This window comes from Pseudomonas protegens, from assembly GCF_003363755.1.
Classification (GTDB): Bacteria; Pseudomonadota; Gammaproteobacteria; order Pseudomonadales; family Pseudomonadaceae; genus Aquipseudomonas; species Aquipseudomonas danubii.
In genome coordinates, this window is record NZ_CP031396.1 from 5,819,169 (window position 1) to 5,836,001 (window position 16,833).

A 16,833-nucleotide genomic window follows, 5' to 3' on the forward strand; every position below is an offset into this window, starting at 1 on the left:
ATGAATAACGTACTGACCCGGCAGAGCCAGTTGTTGAAGATTGTCGAACCTGTGTTGAACGACATGCCGGCCAGTGTCTTGAAGCATGCGCTGTTCGAGGCGTTCTGGAGCGAAGAGAGCGCCCTGGTGGACATCGAGCATGCCTTCGAGAAGCTCACCTCGCGCCGCCACGCGCCAGCCGTGCTGCGCAAGTTCTTTGCCAGCTGGTCGAAGACCAACAATTCCGCCACCAGCGTTTCCGGCCTGGCCAACCGCATCACCTTGCTGGCCCGTTCGGGGCAGGGCTCGGCAGCCGCCGACGGCCTCTATCGTGCCTGCGGCAGCCTGCAGCGCATCACCGATGAAGACCTGGGCGCTCTGGGCAACACCCTGCATTCGGACCTGTTCTACAACATGGCAACGCCCATCTGCGGCGACGATCAGTGGCTGCTCAAGGAAAACTGCCTGCCCTCGGCGCAAGGCTTCAAGGACTGGACCGACTTCCGCCGTCTGCGCGATCGCGATCTGCTCCAGGGCCTGCTGACCACCCTGATCCATGAGGTCTATACCCACGGTGAAGTGGAGTTCATCCACCCGCTGTACAAGCAATGGTTCGTGCGCGACATGGGCGTGCCGGCGGAAAAGGCCCGGACCACCGTGGCCTGGGTCACGGTGCACACCGGCGGCACCGAGAGCAACCACTTCGCCCATGCGGTGGCGGCGGTCGAGGAATTCGTCGATGCCATGCAGGTGCGTGTCGACCCCCAGGTGGCGCGGGAAATCTTCTGCGAATACCTGCAGCGCAAGGCCCGGGTGATGCGCGACTGCAGCCAGTTGTTGCGCTGATGGCGTGCGGCCCGGCCCTGGCAACGGGGCTTGTGGCTGGCCCAGGCTTGCCTATCCTGTGACTGATTCCTATCCCTTCGACCTCGCAGCCCGCCCCCAAGATGAATGACCTGAAACACAGCGCCTCCCTGGAGGCCATGCCGGCCACCGACACTTCGGTACGCCGCCGCTCCCTGGTGGCCGGTTGCAGTGCTCATGCGGTACACGACGGTCTCACCGATGTGATCTACGTGCTGCTGCCGATCTGGCAGGCGCAGTTCGCCCTGAGCTATGCCCAGATCGGCCTGTTGCGCGGGGCCTATTCCGGGATGATGGCCGGGTTCCAACTGCTGGCCAGCCGTGCTGCCAAGCGCTGGGGCCGCGAGCGCCTGCTGGTGGGCGGCACGGCGCTGGCCGGGCTGGCCTACCTGCTGGCGGGGCAGGCCGGGGGCTTGAGCGTGTTGCTCCTGGCCCTGCTGCTGGGCGGCCTGGGGGCCAGTACCCAGCATCCGCTGGCGTCTTCCTTGATCACCGACACCCACGAAGCCGGAGGCGGGGTCAAGGAGGCCCTGTCCCAGTACAACTTTGCCGGGGACATCGGCAAGACCCTGATCCCCGGCCTGGTGGGCCTGTTGCTGACGGTGATCAGCTGGCGCGCCAGTGTCACCCTGATCGGCCTCCTGGGGCTGGCCGCCGCGCTGTTGCTGTGGTGGCTGATTCCCTCCCGGGCCGTCACCGCGGCCATGAGCGAGAAGGCGCCCAAGGCGGTCAAGGGCCAAGGCTCGGCCAGCGGAATGCGTGCGTTGATCCTCACCGGCACCCTGGACAGTGCAGTGCGCATGGGCTTCTTGACCTTCCTGCCGTTTTTGCTCAAGGCCAAGGGCGCCGGCACCGCCGGCATCGGCCTGGCCCTGACCCTGTTGTTTGTCGGTGGCGCCTTCGGCAAGTTGCTGTGCGGTTACCTGGGGGCGCGCATCGGCATGATGAAGACGGTGTGGATCACCGAATTCACCACCGCCAGCCTGATCGTGCTGGCGGTGTTTCTGCCCTACAACGGCCTGATGCTGATGTTGCCCCTGCTGGGCCTGGCGCTGAACGGCACCTCCTCGGTGCTGTACGGCGCGGTGCCGGACCTGGCGGGGGCCGGCAAACGCGAGCATGCGTTCTCGTTGTTCTATACCGGCACCATCGGTGGCGGGGCGCTGGCCCCGGTGCTGTTCGGCAGCCTGGGGGACGTTACCGGGATACCCCTGGCGGTGATGGCCCTGGCCGCCACGCTGCTGCTGACGCTGCCGCTGTCCTGGTACGTGCAGCGCGGCCTGGACGCCGATGCCCGGGCATTGTCCAGCCCTGGCTGATGCTTGCTGTCGACCCTTGAATCATTAGGCCCGGGGCTGTTCTGCCCGGGCCTGATGCGTTCTGCGCCCGGGCTCGCGGCAGGGGCCTCGCGGGCATCAGATATTTCTTACTTTTGCAGTATCAATCACGACGCAAACGGTATTGGCCGGACATTCTGACTGTCATCAGAATGTAAGAAGACCTGGCTGGAGCCCCCATCCAGGTTGGCTGCGCAGGGTGTTTCCGGTATTCGGGGCGCCTTGTTTCCAGATCGTTTTCGCAGGTAAGAACATGAATAACAGCGAAGCCACTGCAAGCCGATTTTCCTTGTCCAAGCGTGCCCTGGGCCTCAGTGCCCCCGGTACGTCCAGCATGCGCAGCAAAGCCAACGCCCTGAAGGAAAGCGGGGTCAAGGTGATCAACTTCGCCGCCGGCGAATTGTCCTTCGACGCCTGCCAGGACATGCGCACCGGGGCCATCGACGCCATCGAAAACGCGCGCAATCGCTACACCCCGCCCATTGGCCTGCCGGCCCTGCGGGAAAAGCTCGCCCAGCAGGTCAGCCAGCGCACCGGCGTGACTTTTGCGGCCCATGAGGTGGCCGTGACTGCCGGGGCCAAGCAGGCCCTGTACAACGCCTGCATGGTGCTGCTCAACCCCGGTGACGAGGTGATCGTGCCGACCCCGTACTGGGAAACCTTTCCCACCCAGATCCGCCTGGCGGGCGCCACGCCCGTGTTGGTCGAGACCCGGGGCGACGACTACCGGCTGACCCTTGAGGCGGTGCAGGGCGCGCTGAGCGAGCGCACCCGGATGATCGTCATCAACACCCCCAACAACCCCACGGGCACCGTCTATCAACGCCAGCAACTGCTGGCGATCGCTCAGTTGGCCTTCAACCAGGGGCTCTGGGTGATGTTCGACGAGTGCTATCGCGGCCTGGTGCGCGAGCCCCATGAGCATCACAACATCCTCTCGCTGTTCCCGGCGCTGAAGCCGCAAACCGTGCTGATCGACTCCTTTTCCAAGAGCCAGGCAGTGACCGGCTGGCGGATCGGCTACGCCTGCGCCCCGGCGCCGGTGATCGCGGCCATGCACAACCTCCAGGGCCACACCACCTCCAACCCCAGCAGCCTGTCCCAATACGCCGCGCTCAACACCCTGAACGCCGATTCATCGCAGTTCGCCGACCAGGTCAATCCGTTCCTGCAACGGCAGCTGCACGCTGCCCGCACCTACCTGGATCGCCTGGAAGGCATCCGCTACGCACCACCGGAAGGGGCCTTCTATCTCTACCTGGACGTCTCCTCCCGCCTGGGGGGCTACTACCGCGGCGAGCAGGTGCGGGATGTCGAGCACCTGGCCGACCTGCTGCTGACCGAGGCGCATATCGCCGTGGTCCCGGGCTCGGGGTGTGGCGACCCGCATTGCATCCGGATTTCCTACGCCGTCGAGTACCAGGAGTTGATCGAGGGGCTGGGCCGCTTCAACCAGTTCATGTCGGCCATCGTCATGGACTGAAGGCGCTTCAAGTCGCCCGCCGTTGCACCGTCATCACCGCTGTTCCCGCGCCACCTGTGGTGGCCCGGGTGGCGTCGCTCGTCTTGCTGTCCGTGAAGTGAACAATAAATACAGGAGAGAAACATGGAGAGTTCCCGCAAAGCGTTCATCGGCTACGTGCACCAGGCCCTGGTGGATGTCGAAGACCGGAATCTGGTGGAGGCCCTGCTGACCGGCTTTGAAAACCATCCCGACAAGCTGGACGGCTACTGCCAGACCTACCAGCGCATGACATCCAGCCGCTGGTCCGAGGATTCGCTGTGCACCTTTTTCTGCGGCTGGCGCAGCCCTGATGGTGCGGCCCACGCGGTGTCCAGCATCATCGTGCGGCTGTTGCAGGAGTCCGCGGACCTGCCCGGCGACGACAACAAGCTCAAGCTGCTGGAGGCCGCCCGGCATTGCGGCGAGATCATCGTCGAAGACGTCGGCCTCGGCGAAATGCACGGCCATCCCCACCATTCCAAGCTGTACCACCGCATGGCCTCGGCCATCTGCGGTTCCGACAACTGGCGCCTGCAGGACAAGTACCTGAACCCCATCACCAAGGAGTTCTCCACCTGGGTCGGGGAGAAGCGCCCCCTGGCGCCGAACCTGGTGGAAGCCCTGGAGATGATGGCCCTGACCGAGCTGTTCAACACCGGCGAATACAACCTGATGACGCCGCTGTGGAAGAACTGGCTGCGCGAGTCCTGCGGTTATCCGGCGGGGGAGGCCAACCGCATCGCCGGTTTCCTCAGCGTTCATTGCGGCGCCGTCGAGGCCCGGCATTTCCGCCACGCCACCGACGCCCTGAAGCTCTACACCCAGGCCACCGGCCAGCAGATCAACTACCGGCGCATCGCCGCGCTGTCCGACGAGTACGTGGTGCGGGCCTGCGCGCACCTGGAAAAAATGGCCTCCGTGCTCAAGGCGTAGGGCCCCTGCAAACCATGCCGGGCGCGGCGACGGCCCGGCCTCCCATGACTGACTGTGCTGCATAGCAAAGACTGGAGAACCATGAACATGCGTCTTGAATCCGACTCGATGGGTTCCATTTCCGTACCGTCCAACAAGTACTGGGGCGCCCAGACCGAGCGCTCGATCCTCAACTTCCCCATCGGCCGTTCGCGCTTCCAGTGGGGCGCGCCGATGATCCGTGCCATGGGCATCCTGAAAAAGGCCGCGGCCCTGGCCAACCTCAAGCTTGGCGAACTGCCCGAGGCCATCGCGCTGCCCATCGTCAAGGCGGCGGACGAAGTCATCAGTGGGCAGTTGGATGATCACTTCCCGCTGGTGGTGTTCCAGACCGGCTCCGGCACCCAGTCCAACATGAACGCCAACGAAGTGATCGCCAACCGGGCCATCGAGATGCTCGGCGGCGAGCTGGGCAGCAAGAAGCCCATCCACCCCAACGATCACGTCAACCGTGGGCAGTCGTCCAACGACACCTTTCCCACGGCCATGTACATGGTGGTGGTGACGGAAATCTTCGAGACCCTGCTGCCCGGGGTGGCGACTCTGCGAGACACCCTGTTCGAGAAATCCCAGCAGTATCGCGATGTGGTCAAGGTCGGCCGGACCCACCTGCAGGACGCCACCCCGATCACCCTCGGCCAGGAAATCGGCGGCTGGGTCGAACAGATCGACTACGCCCTGGGGGCCATCGAACTCAACCTTGGCGGCCTCTACGACCTGGCCATCGGCGGCACGGCGGTGGGCACCGGGCTCAACTCTCACCCGCAGTTCGGCGACGAGTGCGCGCGAATCATCGCCGAGCTCACCGGCTACCCGTTCAAGTCCTGCGCCAACAAGTTCTTCGCCCTGTCGGCCCATGACGCGCTGATCAACACCTCGGCGGCGATCCGCACCCTGGCCATGGCCCTGATGAAGATCGCCAACGACGTGCGCTGGCTGGCCAGCGGCCCGCGCTGCGGCATCGGCGAGATCGACATCCCCGAGAACGAGCCGGGCTCTTCGATCATGCCGGGCAAGGTCAACCCGACCCAGTGCGAGGCGCTGACCATGGTCTGTGCCCAGGTCTTCGGCAACGACGCCAGCGTGGCCTTCGCCGGCAGCCAGGGCAATTTCCAGCTCAACGTCTACAAGCCGGTGATGGTGCACAACGTGCTGGAAAGCATCACCTTGCTGGCCGAATCCTGCCGCGCCTTCAACGACCATTGCGCAGTGGGCATCGAGCCCAACCGAGCGCGGATCGAGGCCAACATCGAGAAGAACCTGATGCTGGTGACCGCCCTCAACCGGCACATCGGCTACGACAAGGCGGCCATCATCGCCAAGACCGCCCACCAGGAGGGCAAGTCCCTGCGGGAGGTGGCGCAACAGCTTGGCTACGTTTCGGCCGCGGATTTCGACCGCTATGTGGTGGCCCTGGACATGACCCATCCCTGAGCCCAGGCCCCGCAGCCAACCCGCTGTTCCTACTCACAAGAGGCGCGTGAATCCCATGCAGGACGCTGATATTCGCCGAACCAACCTCAGCCAGTTGCTGCGCCGCAAGCGCTGTCTGCGGGTCCTTGAAGCCCACAGCCCGATCTCGGCGCTGCTGGCCGAACAATCCAGGCTGGAGCGCGGGCCCGGGCCCAGCCTGAGTTACGACGCCATCTGGTCCAGTTCCCTGACCGACTCGACCCACAAGGGCCTGCCGGACATCGAGATCCTCTCGCCCAGCAACCGCCTGCACGGCATTCGCGAGATCTTCGATGTCTGTTCGCTGCCGATGATTTTCGACGGCGACACCGGGGGCAAGGCCGAGCACTTCGCCATCCACGTGAAGATGCTGGACCGGGCCGGGGTCTCGGCGGTGGTCATCGAGGACAAGTGCGGGCTGAAGAAGAACTCCCTGTTCGGCAACGCCGTGAGCCAGCTTCAGGACTCCATCGAGGAGTTCTGCGACAAGATCCGCGTCGGCTGCAGCAGTCGCAGCCACGAGGACCTGCTGATCATCGCCCGCTGTGAAAGCCTGATCCTCGACAAGGGCATGGACGACGCCATCGAGCGCTGCCTGGCCTATGTCGCCGCCGGCGCCGACGGGATCATGATCCACAGTCGGAAAAAGGACGGCCTGGAGATTCTCGAATTCGCCCGGCAGTTCCGTCGCCAATGCCCGCGGGTGCCGCTGATCTGCGTACCCACCAGCTATGCCCACTTGAGTTTCGACGAGCTGGAAGGAGCCGGCTTCAACGCGGTGATCTACGCCAACCACATGCTGCGCAGTGCCTACATGGCCATGCGTGATGTGGCGGTGGGCATTCTTGAACATGGCCGGACCCTGGAGGTGGAACCCCGTTGCCTGGGCATCGAGGAGATCCTTGATCTGGTGCCGGGCACCCGTTAACCGCGGGCGACCGCGGCGGTCCCGAGCATTCTTGGACGATTCTGGTTTTATCACCGTCGATTGCGCGACCGAGGATATGCAGGAATAAGAATTTTCTTACATACGTTGCCAGGACCGCTGCTTAGAATTGCCCCGTTCGCCCGGCCAGCCACCACAGGCACCATGCCCAGTGGTGGTTTCTGGTCAGGGCGGGCTGCAACATCGCAATACCTGCCTGCCCGGTCCGTGTTCTGCCTACTGCCCTTGGCTGGCCGGGTCGGCACTTCAGGTTCGATGCGTTCAACATCCCCCGCTAGCCGCTACTTCCCCCTCCAACCTAGAACCTCAATTCGGACCTCAAGCCGAGGGCCGCGTCAGGGTTGTGCCTGGGTGCCGGCCAGGCTCGGTGCTTCACTCCAGGCGCCCCCCAGGGCCCGGTACAGGTCGACCTCGGCCAGCAGCTGCGCCAGGTGGTCGTTGATCAGGCCCTGCTGGGCGCTGAACAGCGAGCGTTGGGCATCGAGGAACACCAGGTTGCTGTCCACGCCGATGCGATAGCGATGCTCGGCCAGGTTGTAGTAGTCCTGGCTGGCCTGCACCAGATTGCCCTGGGCCATCAATTGCTGCTGATAGGTCTGGCGAGCGGCCAGGCCGTCGGCCACTTCCTGGAAGGCGGTCTGAATCGACTTCTCATACTGGGCGACGCTGATGTCCTTCTGCAGCCGGGCGTAGTCCAGGCTGGCGCGCAGGCTGCCGGCATTGAAGATCGGCAGGTTGATCTGCGGTTGAAAGGTCCAGCCGCCAGCCCCTCCCTTGAACAGCCCGGAAAGCTCCTTGCTGGAGCTGCCGGCATTGGCAGTCAGGCTGACGCTGGGGAAGAACGCCGCTCGTGCCGCGCCGATGTTGGCGTTGGCGGCCTGCAGTTGGTACTCGGCCTGGAGAATGTCCGGGCGCCGCTGCAACAGGCTCGAAGGCAGGCCCGCGGGCACCTGGGCCAGCATGCCTTCGGCCAGCCTGCGCTGGGGCAGGTCGGCGGGGAGGGGCGCCCCCACCAACAGGGTCAGGTTGTTCAGGTCCTGGGCCACCTGGCGCTGGTAGCGGGCCAGGTTGGCCCGGGCGCTGTCGACGCGGGTGCGGGCCTGGGCCACGTCCAGGGCCGAGATCTTCCCGGCATGGCCGTTGCGGGTGGTCAAACGCAGGCTCTGCTCATCCGCGGCCAGGGTCTTGCGGGTCAGTTCCAGCAGTTCCTGGTCGGCGCACCAGGTCAGGTAGGCACTGGCGACATTGGCCACCAGGCTCAACTGCGCGCTGCGCCGGGCTTGCTCGCTGGCCAGGTAGGTCATCAACGCCTGTTGGCTGAGGCTGCGGATGCGGCCGAAGAAATCCAGCTCGTAGGCGCTGATGCCCAGGTTCGCCCCATAGCTGGAATTGATCAGCGCCTTGCCGCCGGTCATCTGCTCGGGCAGCCGCTGGCGCTTGCCGTTGACACTGGCCGCCACCGCCGGCAGCAGGTCGGCGCGCTGGATGCGGTACTGGGCCTGATAGGCCGCGACGTTCAGCGCCGCCACCCGCAGGTCGCGGTTGTTGTCCAGGGCACTGTGGATCAACCGTTGCAGCAAGGGGTCCTGGAACAGGCCGGACCAGTCGGCTCCCGCGGTGCCGGCGGCCGAGGCGTAGGCCAGGCCTTGAGGGTAATGGGCAGCAACCGGCGGCGCTGGGCGCTGGTAGTCCGGGATCAGCGAGCAGCCGCCAAGGGCCAGGGCCAGGGCCGCCAGAATCGAAGGGGAGGTACGCATATCAGCCTCGTGACAAGGACCGCCTGAGGGTGGACGACAGGGGCGCAGCAACCGCGCCTCAGGCGCCGACCATCCACTTGGCCAGGCCGTGGCGGCCACTGACCCCGAGCTTGGCGGCGGCACGCTTGAGGTAGGTTTCGATGGAGCTGTTCTTGACGCTCAGGCGCTGGGCCATTTCCGGCACCGTGCCTCCGGTCAACAGCCCCAGGCAGACTTCTTTTTCCCGGGCCGAAAGGCTGATGTCCCCCAGGGACAGGCGCTCGTCGAACTCCCGTTGCAGGGGCGTCTGCTGACGCGCATCCACCGGGCGGCTGCTCCAACTGCGCAGGTTCTTCAGGGCCTGTTGCCGGTGCAGTTGGGCATGGCGCTCCAACAGCGGCAGCAGGGTCGCCGACAGGCTCTTGAGAAAGGACAGTTCGGCCAGGGAAAAACCGCCCTGAGAGGGTTCGCGGTAGAGGGCGATGACACAGCGGCGGTTGGCTTTGCGCGAGACCAGATGGCATTGGTGCGGGGTGTGGCGCGATGTTCCGCCCTGGGCCTGGGCATTCACCTGAATCAGCAGCGAGTCGTCCATTTCCAGCATCTTGTGCAGCAGCGGATCATGGCGTCGCGGGGGCTCCGGCAGAGGCAGGTCCTCCTGCAGCCCGGCCCGCCCCAGCAAGGTGATTGCCAGGGAGCTGGCCTGGCGTTCGTCGAGGGTCCACTCACTGAGCAGCAGTTGGCTGACCGGCACCAGCTTGTCCACCAGTTGCAGCATGTTCCTGGCGAATCCGCAATGGCCGGTACTGGAGATCAACTGCCCCAGTTCGAAGTAGAAGGGTGGAGTTTCCATGTTGGCGATACTGCTGGTCAGACCCATATCCTTATCATCCTTGATCGAGACAAATCGCTGATCGAAACGCGGTCGCCACGGTGTCCCGCGGCACAGTGTTCATGCACCTGATTTGGTCGGAAAAATCTGATTTAAGCCTAAGAATTTACTTCGCGTCTGTAGGGGTAAACCGGGACAGGCAGGCCGCATCAGAGCGCTGCCGGGCTGTCCCCGTGGGCCGGCAACAGGCGCGCAATCCCCGCTGGCGTTCGTCCTCGCGGTTGTGCAAGGCGCTGCCGGCACAGGCTCATCAGGCCTTGACGGCAAGGCAGGCGAGGCCAGGAGCCTCATGTACGGGTGGTCAATGTCCTACAGCTATTTCAGCCGATCCGCAGCAGCGTCCCGGCGCTGATGGTGCCTGCGCGGGGGCTTGCCTGGCGGCCTGCCATAGCCGTTCTCAAGGCCTTGAGCCTGCTCCGACAGGGCTCGGGAATGTCCGGGTTTCGGGTGACATACAGGGTGTGGGGCCGATGCTTAAATCCGCGGACGCTGGTGCCCGGGCCCATCACATGAGAAGGATCTTATGACGCGTTTTTCTGCCTTTGCCGTGGCCGATCTGGTCGCGCCAATCACCCTTGTCATCCACGGTGCGCTGCCTGCTGGATGTTCAGCACCGGTGATGGCATGAGCGCCGGGGCGGAGCTGGCCCAAGGCTTGCCGCTGACCACCGGGCAACGGGATATCTGGCTCGATCAACTGAGCCGCGGTGACTCGCCGCTGTACAACATCGGCGGCTATGCCGACCTCAAGGGACCGCTCCAGCCCGAGCTGATGCAGCGCACGGTGGAGGCGCTGGTGCGCAAGCATGATGTGCTGCGCACGGTGCTGTCCCTGGAGGGCAGCAGCGACGGCCTGCCGTTGCAGTACTTCGACCGCGACTGGCCGGTGCAGTTGGCATTTCACGACCTGTCCGCCGAGGCCGACCCGCTGGCCGCTGCCCTGGCGCGGATTCACTGGCAGATGCAGCAGCCGTTCAAACTCAGTGGCGAACGCCTGTGCCGCTTCTCGCTGTTTCGCCTGAGCCCCGAGCATCACCTGATGCAAGCCGAGGCCCATCACCTGATCCTCGACGGTTGGGGCTTTGCCCAGTTATCCCAGTCCTTGGGTAGCCTCTACAGCGCCCTGGTGCGGGGCGAGCAGCCCGGCCCTGGCGCACCGTCCTTTGTCGATTTCATCGAGGACGACGCGCGCTACCAGCAGTCCAGCCGTTATGCCCGGGACCGGGACTACTGGCTGGCCAAGTACCAGAGTCTGCCGGAGCCGCTGCTGCGCCCGCGCCATCGTCCGGGCCAGGAAGCCGGGACGCCCGGGGCGACCCTGGTGCAGGCCTTTCCCGCAGCCCTGCATGAGCGGATGAAAGCCCTGGGCACAAGCACCGGGGCTTCGGCCTTCCACGTGCTGCTGGCGGCCTTGCATGTGTATTTCGCCCGCACCGGCCAGCGCGACCACTGGGTCCTGGGCATGCCGGTGCTGAACCGGCCCAACGCCGCCTTCAAGGTGACCCTGGGTTGTTTCACCCAAGTCAGTGCGGTGCACATGGACTTCGGCCGCGAGCTGAGTTTCGAGGCGCTGGTGGCGGCGGTGCGGGACGTGCTCAAGCAGGATTATCGTCATCAGCGCTTTCCCCTTAGCGAGCTCAATCGCGCCCTCGGCCTGCTGCGTGAAGACCGCGGGCAATTGTTCGAACTGACTCTGTCCTATGAACTGGAGGACCTGCAATACCGCTACGGCGATGCCGTGGCCTCGTCGGTGAAAGTTTCCAATCGCCACGAGCCGACGCCCCTGGCCATCCACCTGCGCAGCAACCGTTTCGACGACAACGCCTGGATGCATTACGTCTACGACACGGGGTATTTCCAGCCCCATGAGATCGAGGCCCTGGCCGCTTGCCTGATCCATGTGCTGGAGCAGGGGTTGGCGAACGTGGCCTTGCCGGTGCAGCAGTTTTCGCTGCTCAGCGCAGAGCAGAACGCGCGTTTGCAAGGGTGGAACGCCACCCGCCAGCCGCTGGCTGCCGAGCAGCGCATCCACAAGCGGGTCGAGGCCTGGGCCCAGCGCACTCCGAGCGCCGTGGCCCTGGTTGCCCAGGGCCAGCAGCTGAGTTACGACCAGCTCAACCGCCGGGCCAATGCCCTGGCCCTGCACCTGCAAGGGCTTGGGGTCGGTCCCGATCAGCGGGTGGCGATCCTGGCCCGACGCAGCCTGGAGACCCTGGTCGGCCTGTTGGCGATCCTCAAGGCCGGTGCTTGTTACGTGCCGCTGGACCCGGCGTATCCCCCTGAGCGACTGGCCTACCTGCTGGAGGACTGCGAGCCGGTGGCGCTGCTGACCCAGGCCGGTTTGCGCGAGCGCCTGCCGAGCCTGGCAGTGCCGCTGATCGAGCTGGACGATCAGCAATGGCAGTCAGGCTCGGCGCCCGGTCCCCAGGTGCCCGGGCTGACGGCGCAGCACCTGGCCTACGTGATCTACACCTCCGGCTCCAGCGGTTTGCCCAAGGGCGTGATGGTGGAACACCAGAGCCTGTCCGCCCTGGTGGACTGGCATTGCCGGGCCTTCGAGCTGCAGGCCGGCAGCCACACCTCCTGCCTGGCCGGCTTCGGTTTCGATGCCATGGCCTGGGAAGTCTGGCCGGCCCTGTGCGCCGGGGCGACCCTGCACCTGGCCCCGGCCAGTGACGGCCCCGAAGACCTCAATGGGTTGCTCGCCTGGTGGCGGGCCCAGCCGCTGCAGGTGAGCTTCCTGCCCACGCCGGTGGCCGAGTACGCCTTGAGCCAGCGGCTCGGTCATCCGACCCTGCGCACCCTGTTGATCGGTGGCGATCGCCTGCGCCAGTTACCCGAGCCACAGCGCTTTGCCCTGATCAACAACTACGGCCCCACCGAAGCCACGGTGGTGGCCACCTCCGGGAGCATCGAGGCCGGGCAGCCGCTGCATATCGGCCGGCCCATCGCCAATACCCGGGTCTATCTGCTGGATGAGCGCCAACGCCCGCTGCCCATCGGCATTGCCGGCGAACTCTATATCGGTGGCCACGGGGTGGCCCGGGGCTACCTCAATCGCGACGAGCTGACGGCCGAGCGTTTCCTCGACGATCCCTTTAGCGACCGGCCCGGTGCGCGCATGTACCGCACCGGCGATCTGGCTCGCTGGCTGGAGGACGGCCGCCTGGAGTACCTGGGGCGCAATGACGATCAGGTAAAGATCCGTGGCCAGCGCGTCGAGCTGGGAGAAATCGAAACCCGCCTGGGCGCCCATCCCGCGCTGCAGGAGGTGCTGGTCCAGGCCCGGGACGGCCAGTTGGTGGCCTGGTTCACCGCCCGCGAGGCCGTGCCGATCAGTGACCTGCGGGACTTCCTGCGCCGGCAGTTGCCCGACGCCCTGGTGCCCGTGGCCTATGTACGGCTCGAGGCATTGCCCCTCACCGCCAACGGCAAGCTGGACCGCCAGGCCTTGCCCGCACCCGGGCCCGAGGCCCTGGTCAGCCGCGAGTACCAGGCCCCCCAGGGCCCGTTGGAAACCACCCTGGCCCAGCTCTGGGCCCAGGTGCTGCAGGTGCAACAGGTGGGTCGCCATGACCATTTCTTTGAACTGGGCGGCCATTCGTTGCTGGCCCTGGAACTGATCCAGCGCATGCAGGAGCAGGGGCTGCATGCCGATGTGCGGGTGCTGTTCGGCCAGCCGACCCTGGCCAGCCTGGCCGCGGCGGTGGAGGGCCGGCAGGACGTGGAAATCCCGGCCAATGGCATACCTGCCGATTGCCGGCACATCACCCCGCAGATGCTGACCCTGGTGGACCTGGACCAGGCAAGCATCGACCGGGTGCTGGCCCAGGTTCCCGGTGGTGTGAGCAACGTGCAGGACATCTATCCCCTGGCGCCGCTGCAGGAGGGCTTGCTCTACCACCACATGACCTTTGCCGCGCATGACCCGTACCAGCAGCACGCGCTGCTGGCCTTTTCCCGTCGCGAGGACCTGGACGCCTTCGCCCAGGCCTTGCAGGCGGTGATCGAGCGCCACGACATTCTGCGCACCAGCCTGGTCTGGGACGCGGCAGAGCAGCCGCTGCAGGTAGTCTGGCGCCAGGCCCGGTTGCCGGTGGAGCAGTGGCAGCCGGCGGCCGAGGGCGGCTCGCTGGCGGAGCAGTTGCGCGAGCATTGCCACCCGCGGCACAACCCGCTGGATATCCGCCAGGCACCGCTGCTGGCCCTGGCCTGGGCCGAGGACCGGCCGAACCAGCGCTGGCTCGCGCTGCTGCGCTTTCATCATCTGGTCAACGATGCCACGTCCACGGCCCTGCTGATGGCGGAAATCGCCGCCCACATGAACGGCCGGCAACAGCCACTGGCGCCGGCCTTTGCCTACCGTGACTACGTGGCCCGCACGCGGTTGGGACAGGCCTCCCATGCTGCGTTCTTCCGTGAATACCTGGCCCAGGTGGACCAGCCGACCCTGGCCTTCGAGTGGCAGGAGCGTGCGGGCGAGCCGCTGGATCAGCAGCATGCCAGTGCTCTGCTGGATCACGACTTGAGCCTGCGCCTGCGTCATCAGGTGCGGCAGTTCGGGGTCAGTGCCGCCAGCCTGTTCCACCTGGCCTGGGGCCTGGTGCTGGGGCGCTCCAGCGGCCGCGAGGACCTGCTGTTCGGCACGGTACTGCTGGGTCGCTTGCAGGCCGGTGCGGGAGCGGACCGGGCCCTGGGCATGTTCATCAACACCTTGCCGCTGCGTCTGGAACTGGCGGGGCTGACGGTGGCGGCCGGGTTGCGCCAGACCCAGGAACGTCTCAGCGCGCTGCTGGCCCATGAGCAGGGGCCCCTGTCCCTGGCTCAGCGTTGCAGCGGCGTGGCGGCGCCGACGCCACTGTTCAATGCCTTGCTCAACTACCGGCACAACGTCGCCGCCGACGCCCAGGCCCTGTTGCAAGGCGTGCCGGGGGCGCAATGGCTGAGCAGCGAAGAAGTGCTCAGCTACCCCTTGATGCTGGCGGTGGACGACCTGGAACCGGGCTTTCGCCTGGGAGCCCGAGCGCCCCGGCGGATCGGCGCGCAGCGCCTGCTGGACTACCTGAGCTGCGCCCTGGAGGGGCTGGTCCAGGCCTTGGAACAGGCACCGCAGACCCTGCTGCAGAGCCTGTCCATCCTGCCGGCGGCGGAGTATCGGCAGCAGATGCTGGCGTTCAACGCCACCGCGTCCGACTACCCCAGCGAGCTGACCCTGCACGGGCTGTTCGAAGCCCAGGTCCGCCGCACGCCCCAGGCGATTGCCCTGCAGGCCGGCGAGCAATGCCTGAGCTACGCCCAGCTCAACCAGCGGGCCAATCAGCTGGCCCATCACTTGCGCGAGCAAGGGGTGGGGCCGGACGTGCGGGTCGGGCTGTGCGTGGAGCGCGGCCTGGAAATGCTCATCGGCCTGCTGGGCATCCTCAAGGCCGGTGGCGCCTATGTGCCCCTGGACCCGGAGTACCCGCCGGAGCGGTTGAGCTTCCTGATCAATGACAGCCAGCCACTGGCGGTGCTGGTGCACCAGCCCACCCGGGCGCTGCTGCAGGCCCAGGCCGTGCCGCTGATCGATTTCGACCGCGACCACTGGCAGCACCCGGGCCAGGATGACCCTGTGGTGCCGGGGCTCGGGGTCAGGCACCTGGCCTATGTGATCTACACCTCGGGCTCCACCGGCAACCCCAAGGGGGTGATGGTGGAGCACCGTGGCCTGGGCAACCTGATGCACTGGAGTTCGCGACTGTGTGGGCCATGTCCGGGCGGCACCTTGCTGCAAAAGGCCCCGTTCAGTTTCGACGGCTCGGTGTGGGAGCTGTTCTGGCCCCTGGTCAGCGGCATGCGCCTGCTGCTGGCGCGGCCCGACGGCCAGCGTGATCCGGGCTACCTGGCGCAGCTGGTGCAAGCGCAGCAGGTGACCATGATCAAGTTCGTGCCGGCGATGCTCCTGCAGTTCCTGCAACTGGAGGAGAGCGGACAGTGCCACAGCCTGACCGACGTTTTCTGCGGTGGTGGCGAGCTCACCGAGGCCATCGCCCGGCTGTTCCAGCGGCGCCTGCCCAAGGCCCGGTTGCATAACGTCTACGGTCCCACCGAGGCCACGGTGGACAGCAGTGCCTGGACCCTGGAACCCGGGGCCCCTGTACCGCCGGTGCAGTTGCCCATCGGCCGGGCCATTACCAATACCCGGCTGTATGTGCTCGATGCCCATGACCAGCCGGTGCCCCTGGGGGTCAGCGGCCAGTTGCATATTGGCGGCGTCGGCGTGGCCCGGGGCTACCTGGGCTTGCCGCAGTTGCAGGCCGAGCGCTTTATCGACAGCCCCTTCGTGGCCGGTGACCGCCTGTACCGCAGCGGCGATCTGGTGCGCTACAACGCCGACGGCGACCTGGAGTTCCTCGGCCGCAACGACTTCCAGGTCAAGCTGCGCGGGTTGCGCCTGGAGCTGGGGGAGATCGAGGCACGGCTGGCGCAACACCCGGCCCTGCGCGAGGTGGCGGTGCTGATGCGCGATGAGCGCCTGGTGGCCTATTTCAGCCTGCACCCGGACCAGGCGCCGCCGGGTATCGAGGCACTGCGGGCCCATGTCCTGGAGCAGTTGCCGGAGTACATGGTGCCGGCCGCCTATGTGCGGCTGGCATCGCTGCCCCTGAGCGCCAACGGCAAGCTGGACCGCAAGGCGTTGCCGGAACCCGGGGTGGACGCAGTGCTGAGCCGCGAGTTCGAGGCGCCCCAGGGCGAGCTGGAAACGACCCTGGCGCGGCTCTGGGCCGAGGTGCTGCAGGTCGAGCGGGTGGGGCGCCATGACCATTTCTTCGAACTGGGCGGGCACTCCCTGCTTGCGGTCAGCCTGGTGGCGCGCATGCGCCAGGAGGGCCTGCATGCCGATGCCCGGCTGCTGTTCAGCCAGCCGACCCTGGCGGCCCTGGCGGCCCATACCCAGTGCCAGTTGCAGCGCCTGGAGATTCCCGCCACCACCATTCCCCAGCTCAAGCGCCAGCGGCGCCTCTGAGCCCATCTTCGGCCTTGCAGGGGCGCCACAGGACGGAGGCCGGGACAGCGCCGGGGGCATGTCCTGGCTTCCCATGTCAGACACTCAAGGACGGATGTTTTAGCGTTTCCAGGCTGCCGGGAGCCCTGGCGGGATCAGTGCCTGCG

General features: G+C 66.1%; 9 protein-coding genes. 7 read left to right on the forward strand and 2 right to left on the reverse strand.

Going from position 1 to position 16,833, the window contains the following annotated elements; translation table 11 throughout:
* From DWF74_RS26490 to aepX, 6 genes are all read left to right on the forward strand, one after another.
* Positions 1–825 (forward strand): hypothetical protein, encoded by an 825-nt coding sequence (locus DWF74_RS26490; RefSeq protein WP_102863604.1) that lies wholly within the window; start codon positions 1–3, stop codon positions 823–825.
* Positions 826–926: 101 nt separating this feature from the next.
* On the forward strand, positions 927–2,162 hold the full coding sequence (locus DWF74_RS26495; RefSeq protein WP_102882424.1) for an MFS transporter: 1,236 nt from the start codon (positions 927–929) through the stop codon (positions 2,160–2,162).
* Positions 2,163–2,433: 271 nt separating this feature from the next.
* Entirely contained in the window at positions 2,434–3,663 is a 1,230-nt protein-coding gene (locus tag DWF74_RS26500) for a pyridoxal phosphate-dependent aminotransferase (protein WP_115582001.1), read from the forward strand.
* Positions 3,664–3,786: 123 nt separating this feature from the next.
* Positions 3,787–4,617: a hypothetical protein gene (locus DWF74_RS26505; protein ID WP_110596831.1), complete on the forward strand. Its 831-nt coding sequence runs from the start codon at positions 3,787–3,789 to the stop codon at positions 4,615–4,617.
* An 87-nt stretch (positions 4,618–4,704) separates the two neighbouring features.
* Entirely contained in the window at positions 4,705–6,090 is a 1,386-nt protein-coding gene (fumC, locus tag DWF74_RS26510) for a class II fumarate hydratase (protein WP_102864088.1), read from the forward strand.
* 55 nt (positions 6,091–6,145) lie between these two features.
* Positions 6,146–7,036 (forward strand): phosphoenolpyruvate mutase, encoded by an 891-nt coding sequence (aepX, locus tag DWF74_RS26515; RefSeq protein ID WP_115582002.1) that lies wholly within the window; start codon positions 6,146–6,148, stop codon positions 7,034–7,036.
* A gap of 353 nt (positions 7,037–7,389) precedes the next feature.
* Here aepX and DWF74_RS26520 read toward each other — a convergent pair whose 3' ends face one another.
* The gene (locus DWF74_RS26520; protein ID WP_102863599.1) at positions 7,390–8,811 is read right to left on the reverse strand and encodes an efflux transporter outer membrane subunit; all 1,422 of its coding nucleotides are present in this window, start codon (positions 8,809–8,811) and stop codon (positions 7,390–7,392) included.
* A 58-nt stretch (positions 8,812–8,869) separates the two neighbouring features.
* Complete coding sequence (locus DWF74_RS26525; protein ID WP_115582003.1) at positions 8,870–9,670, reverse strand: helix-turn-helix transcriptional regulator; 801 nt, start codon at positions 9,668–9,670, stop codon at positions 8,870–8,872.
* A gap of 615 nt (positions 9,671–10,285) precedes the next feature.
* On the opposite strand from DWF74_RS26525, the gene DWF74_RS26530 reads away from it, so the two are divergent.
* Positions 10,286–16,687, forward strand: coding sequence for a non-ribosomal peptide synthetase (locus DWF74_RS26530; protein WP_275896149.1), 6,402 nt, complete (start codon positions 10,286–10,288; stop codon positions 16,685–16,687).
* Positions 16,688–16,833 lie beyond the last annotated feature (146 nt).

Excerpts from the sequence above, each read along its gene's own strand:
- DWF74_RS26490 (WP_102863604.1), top strand. The coding sequence starts at position 1 with ATGAATAACGTACTGACCCGGCAGAGCCAGTTGTTGAAGATTGTCGAA.
- DWF74_RS26495 (WP_102882424.1), top strand. The coding sequence starts at position 927 with ATGAATGACCTGAAACACAGCGCCTCCCTGGAGGCCATGCCGGCCACC.
- DWF74_RS26500 (WP_115582001.1), top strand. The coding sequence starts at position 2,434 with ATGAATAACAGCGAAGCCACTGCAAGCCGATTTTCCTTGTCCAAGCGT.
- DWF74_RS26505 (WP_110596831.1), top strand. The coding sequence starts at position 3,787 with ATGGAGAGTTCCCGCAAAGCGTTCATCGGCTACGTGCACCAGGCCCTG.
- fumC (WP_102864088.1), top strand. The coding sequence starts at position 4,705 with ATGCGTCTTGAATCCGACTCGATGGGTTCCATTTCCGTACCGTCCAAC.
- aepX (WP_115582002.1), top strand. The coding sequence starts at position 6,146 with ATGCAGGACGCTGATATTCGCCGAACCAACCTCAGCCAGTTGCTGCGC.
- DWF74_RS26520 (WP_102863599.1), bottom strand. The coding sequence starts at position 8,811 with ATGCGTACCTCCCCTTCGATTCTGGCGGCCCTGGCCCTGGCCCTTGGC.
- DWF74_RS26525 (WP_115582003.1), bottom strand. The coding sequence starts at position 9,670 with ATGGGTCTGACCAGCAGTATCGCCAACATGGAAACTCCACCCTTCTAC.
- DWF74_RS26530 (WP_275896149.1), top strand. The coding sequence starts at position 10,286 with ATGTTCAGCACCGGTGATGGCATGAGCGCCGGGGCGGAGCTGGCCCAA.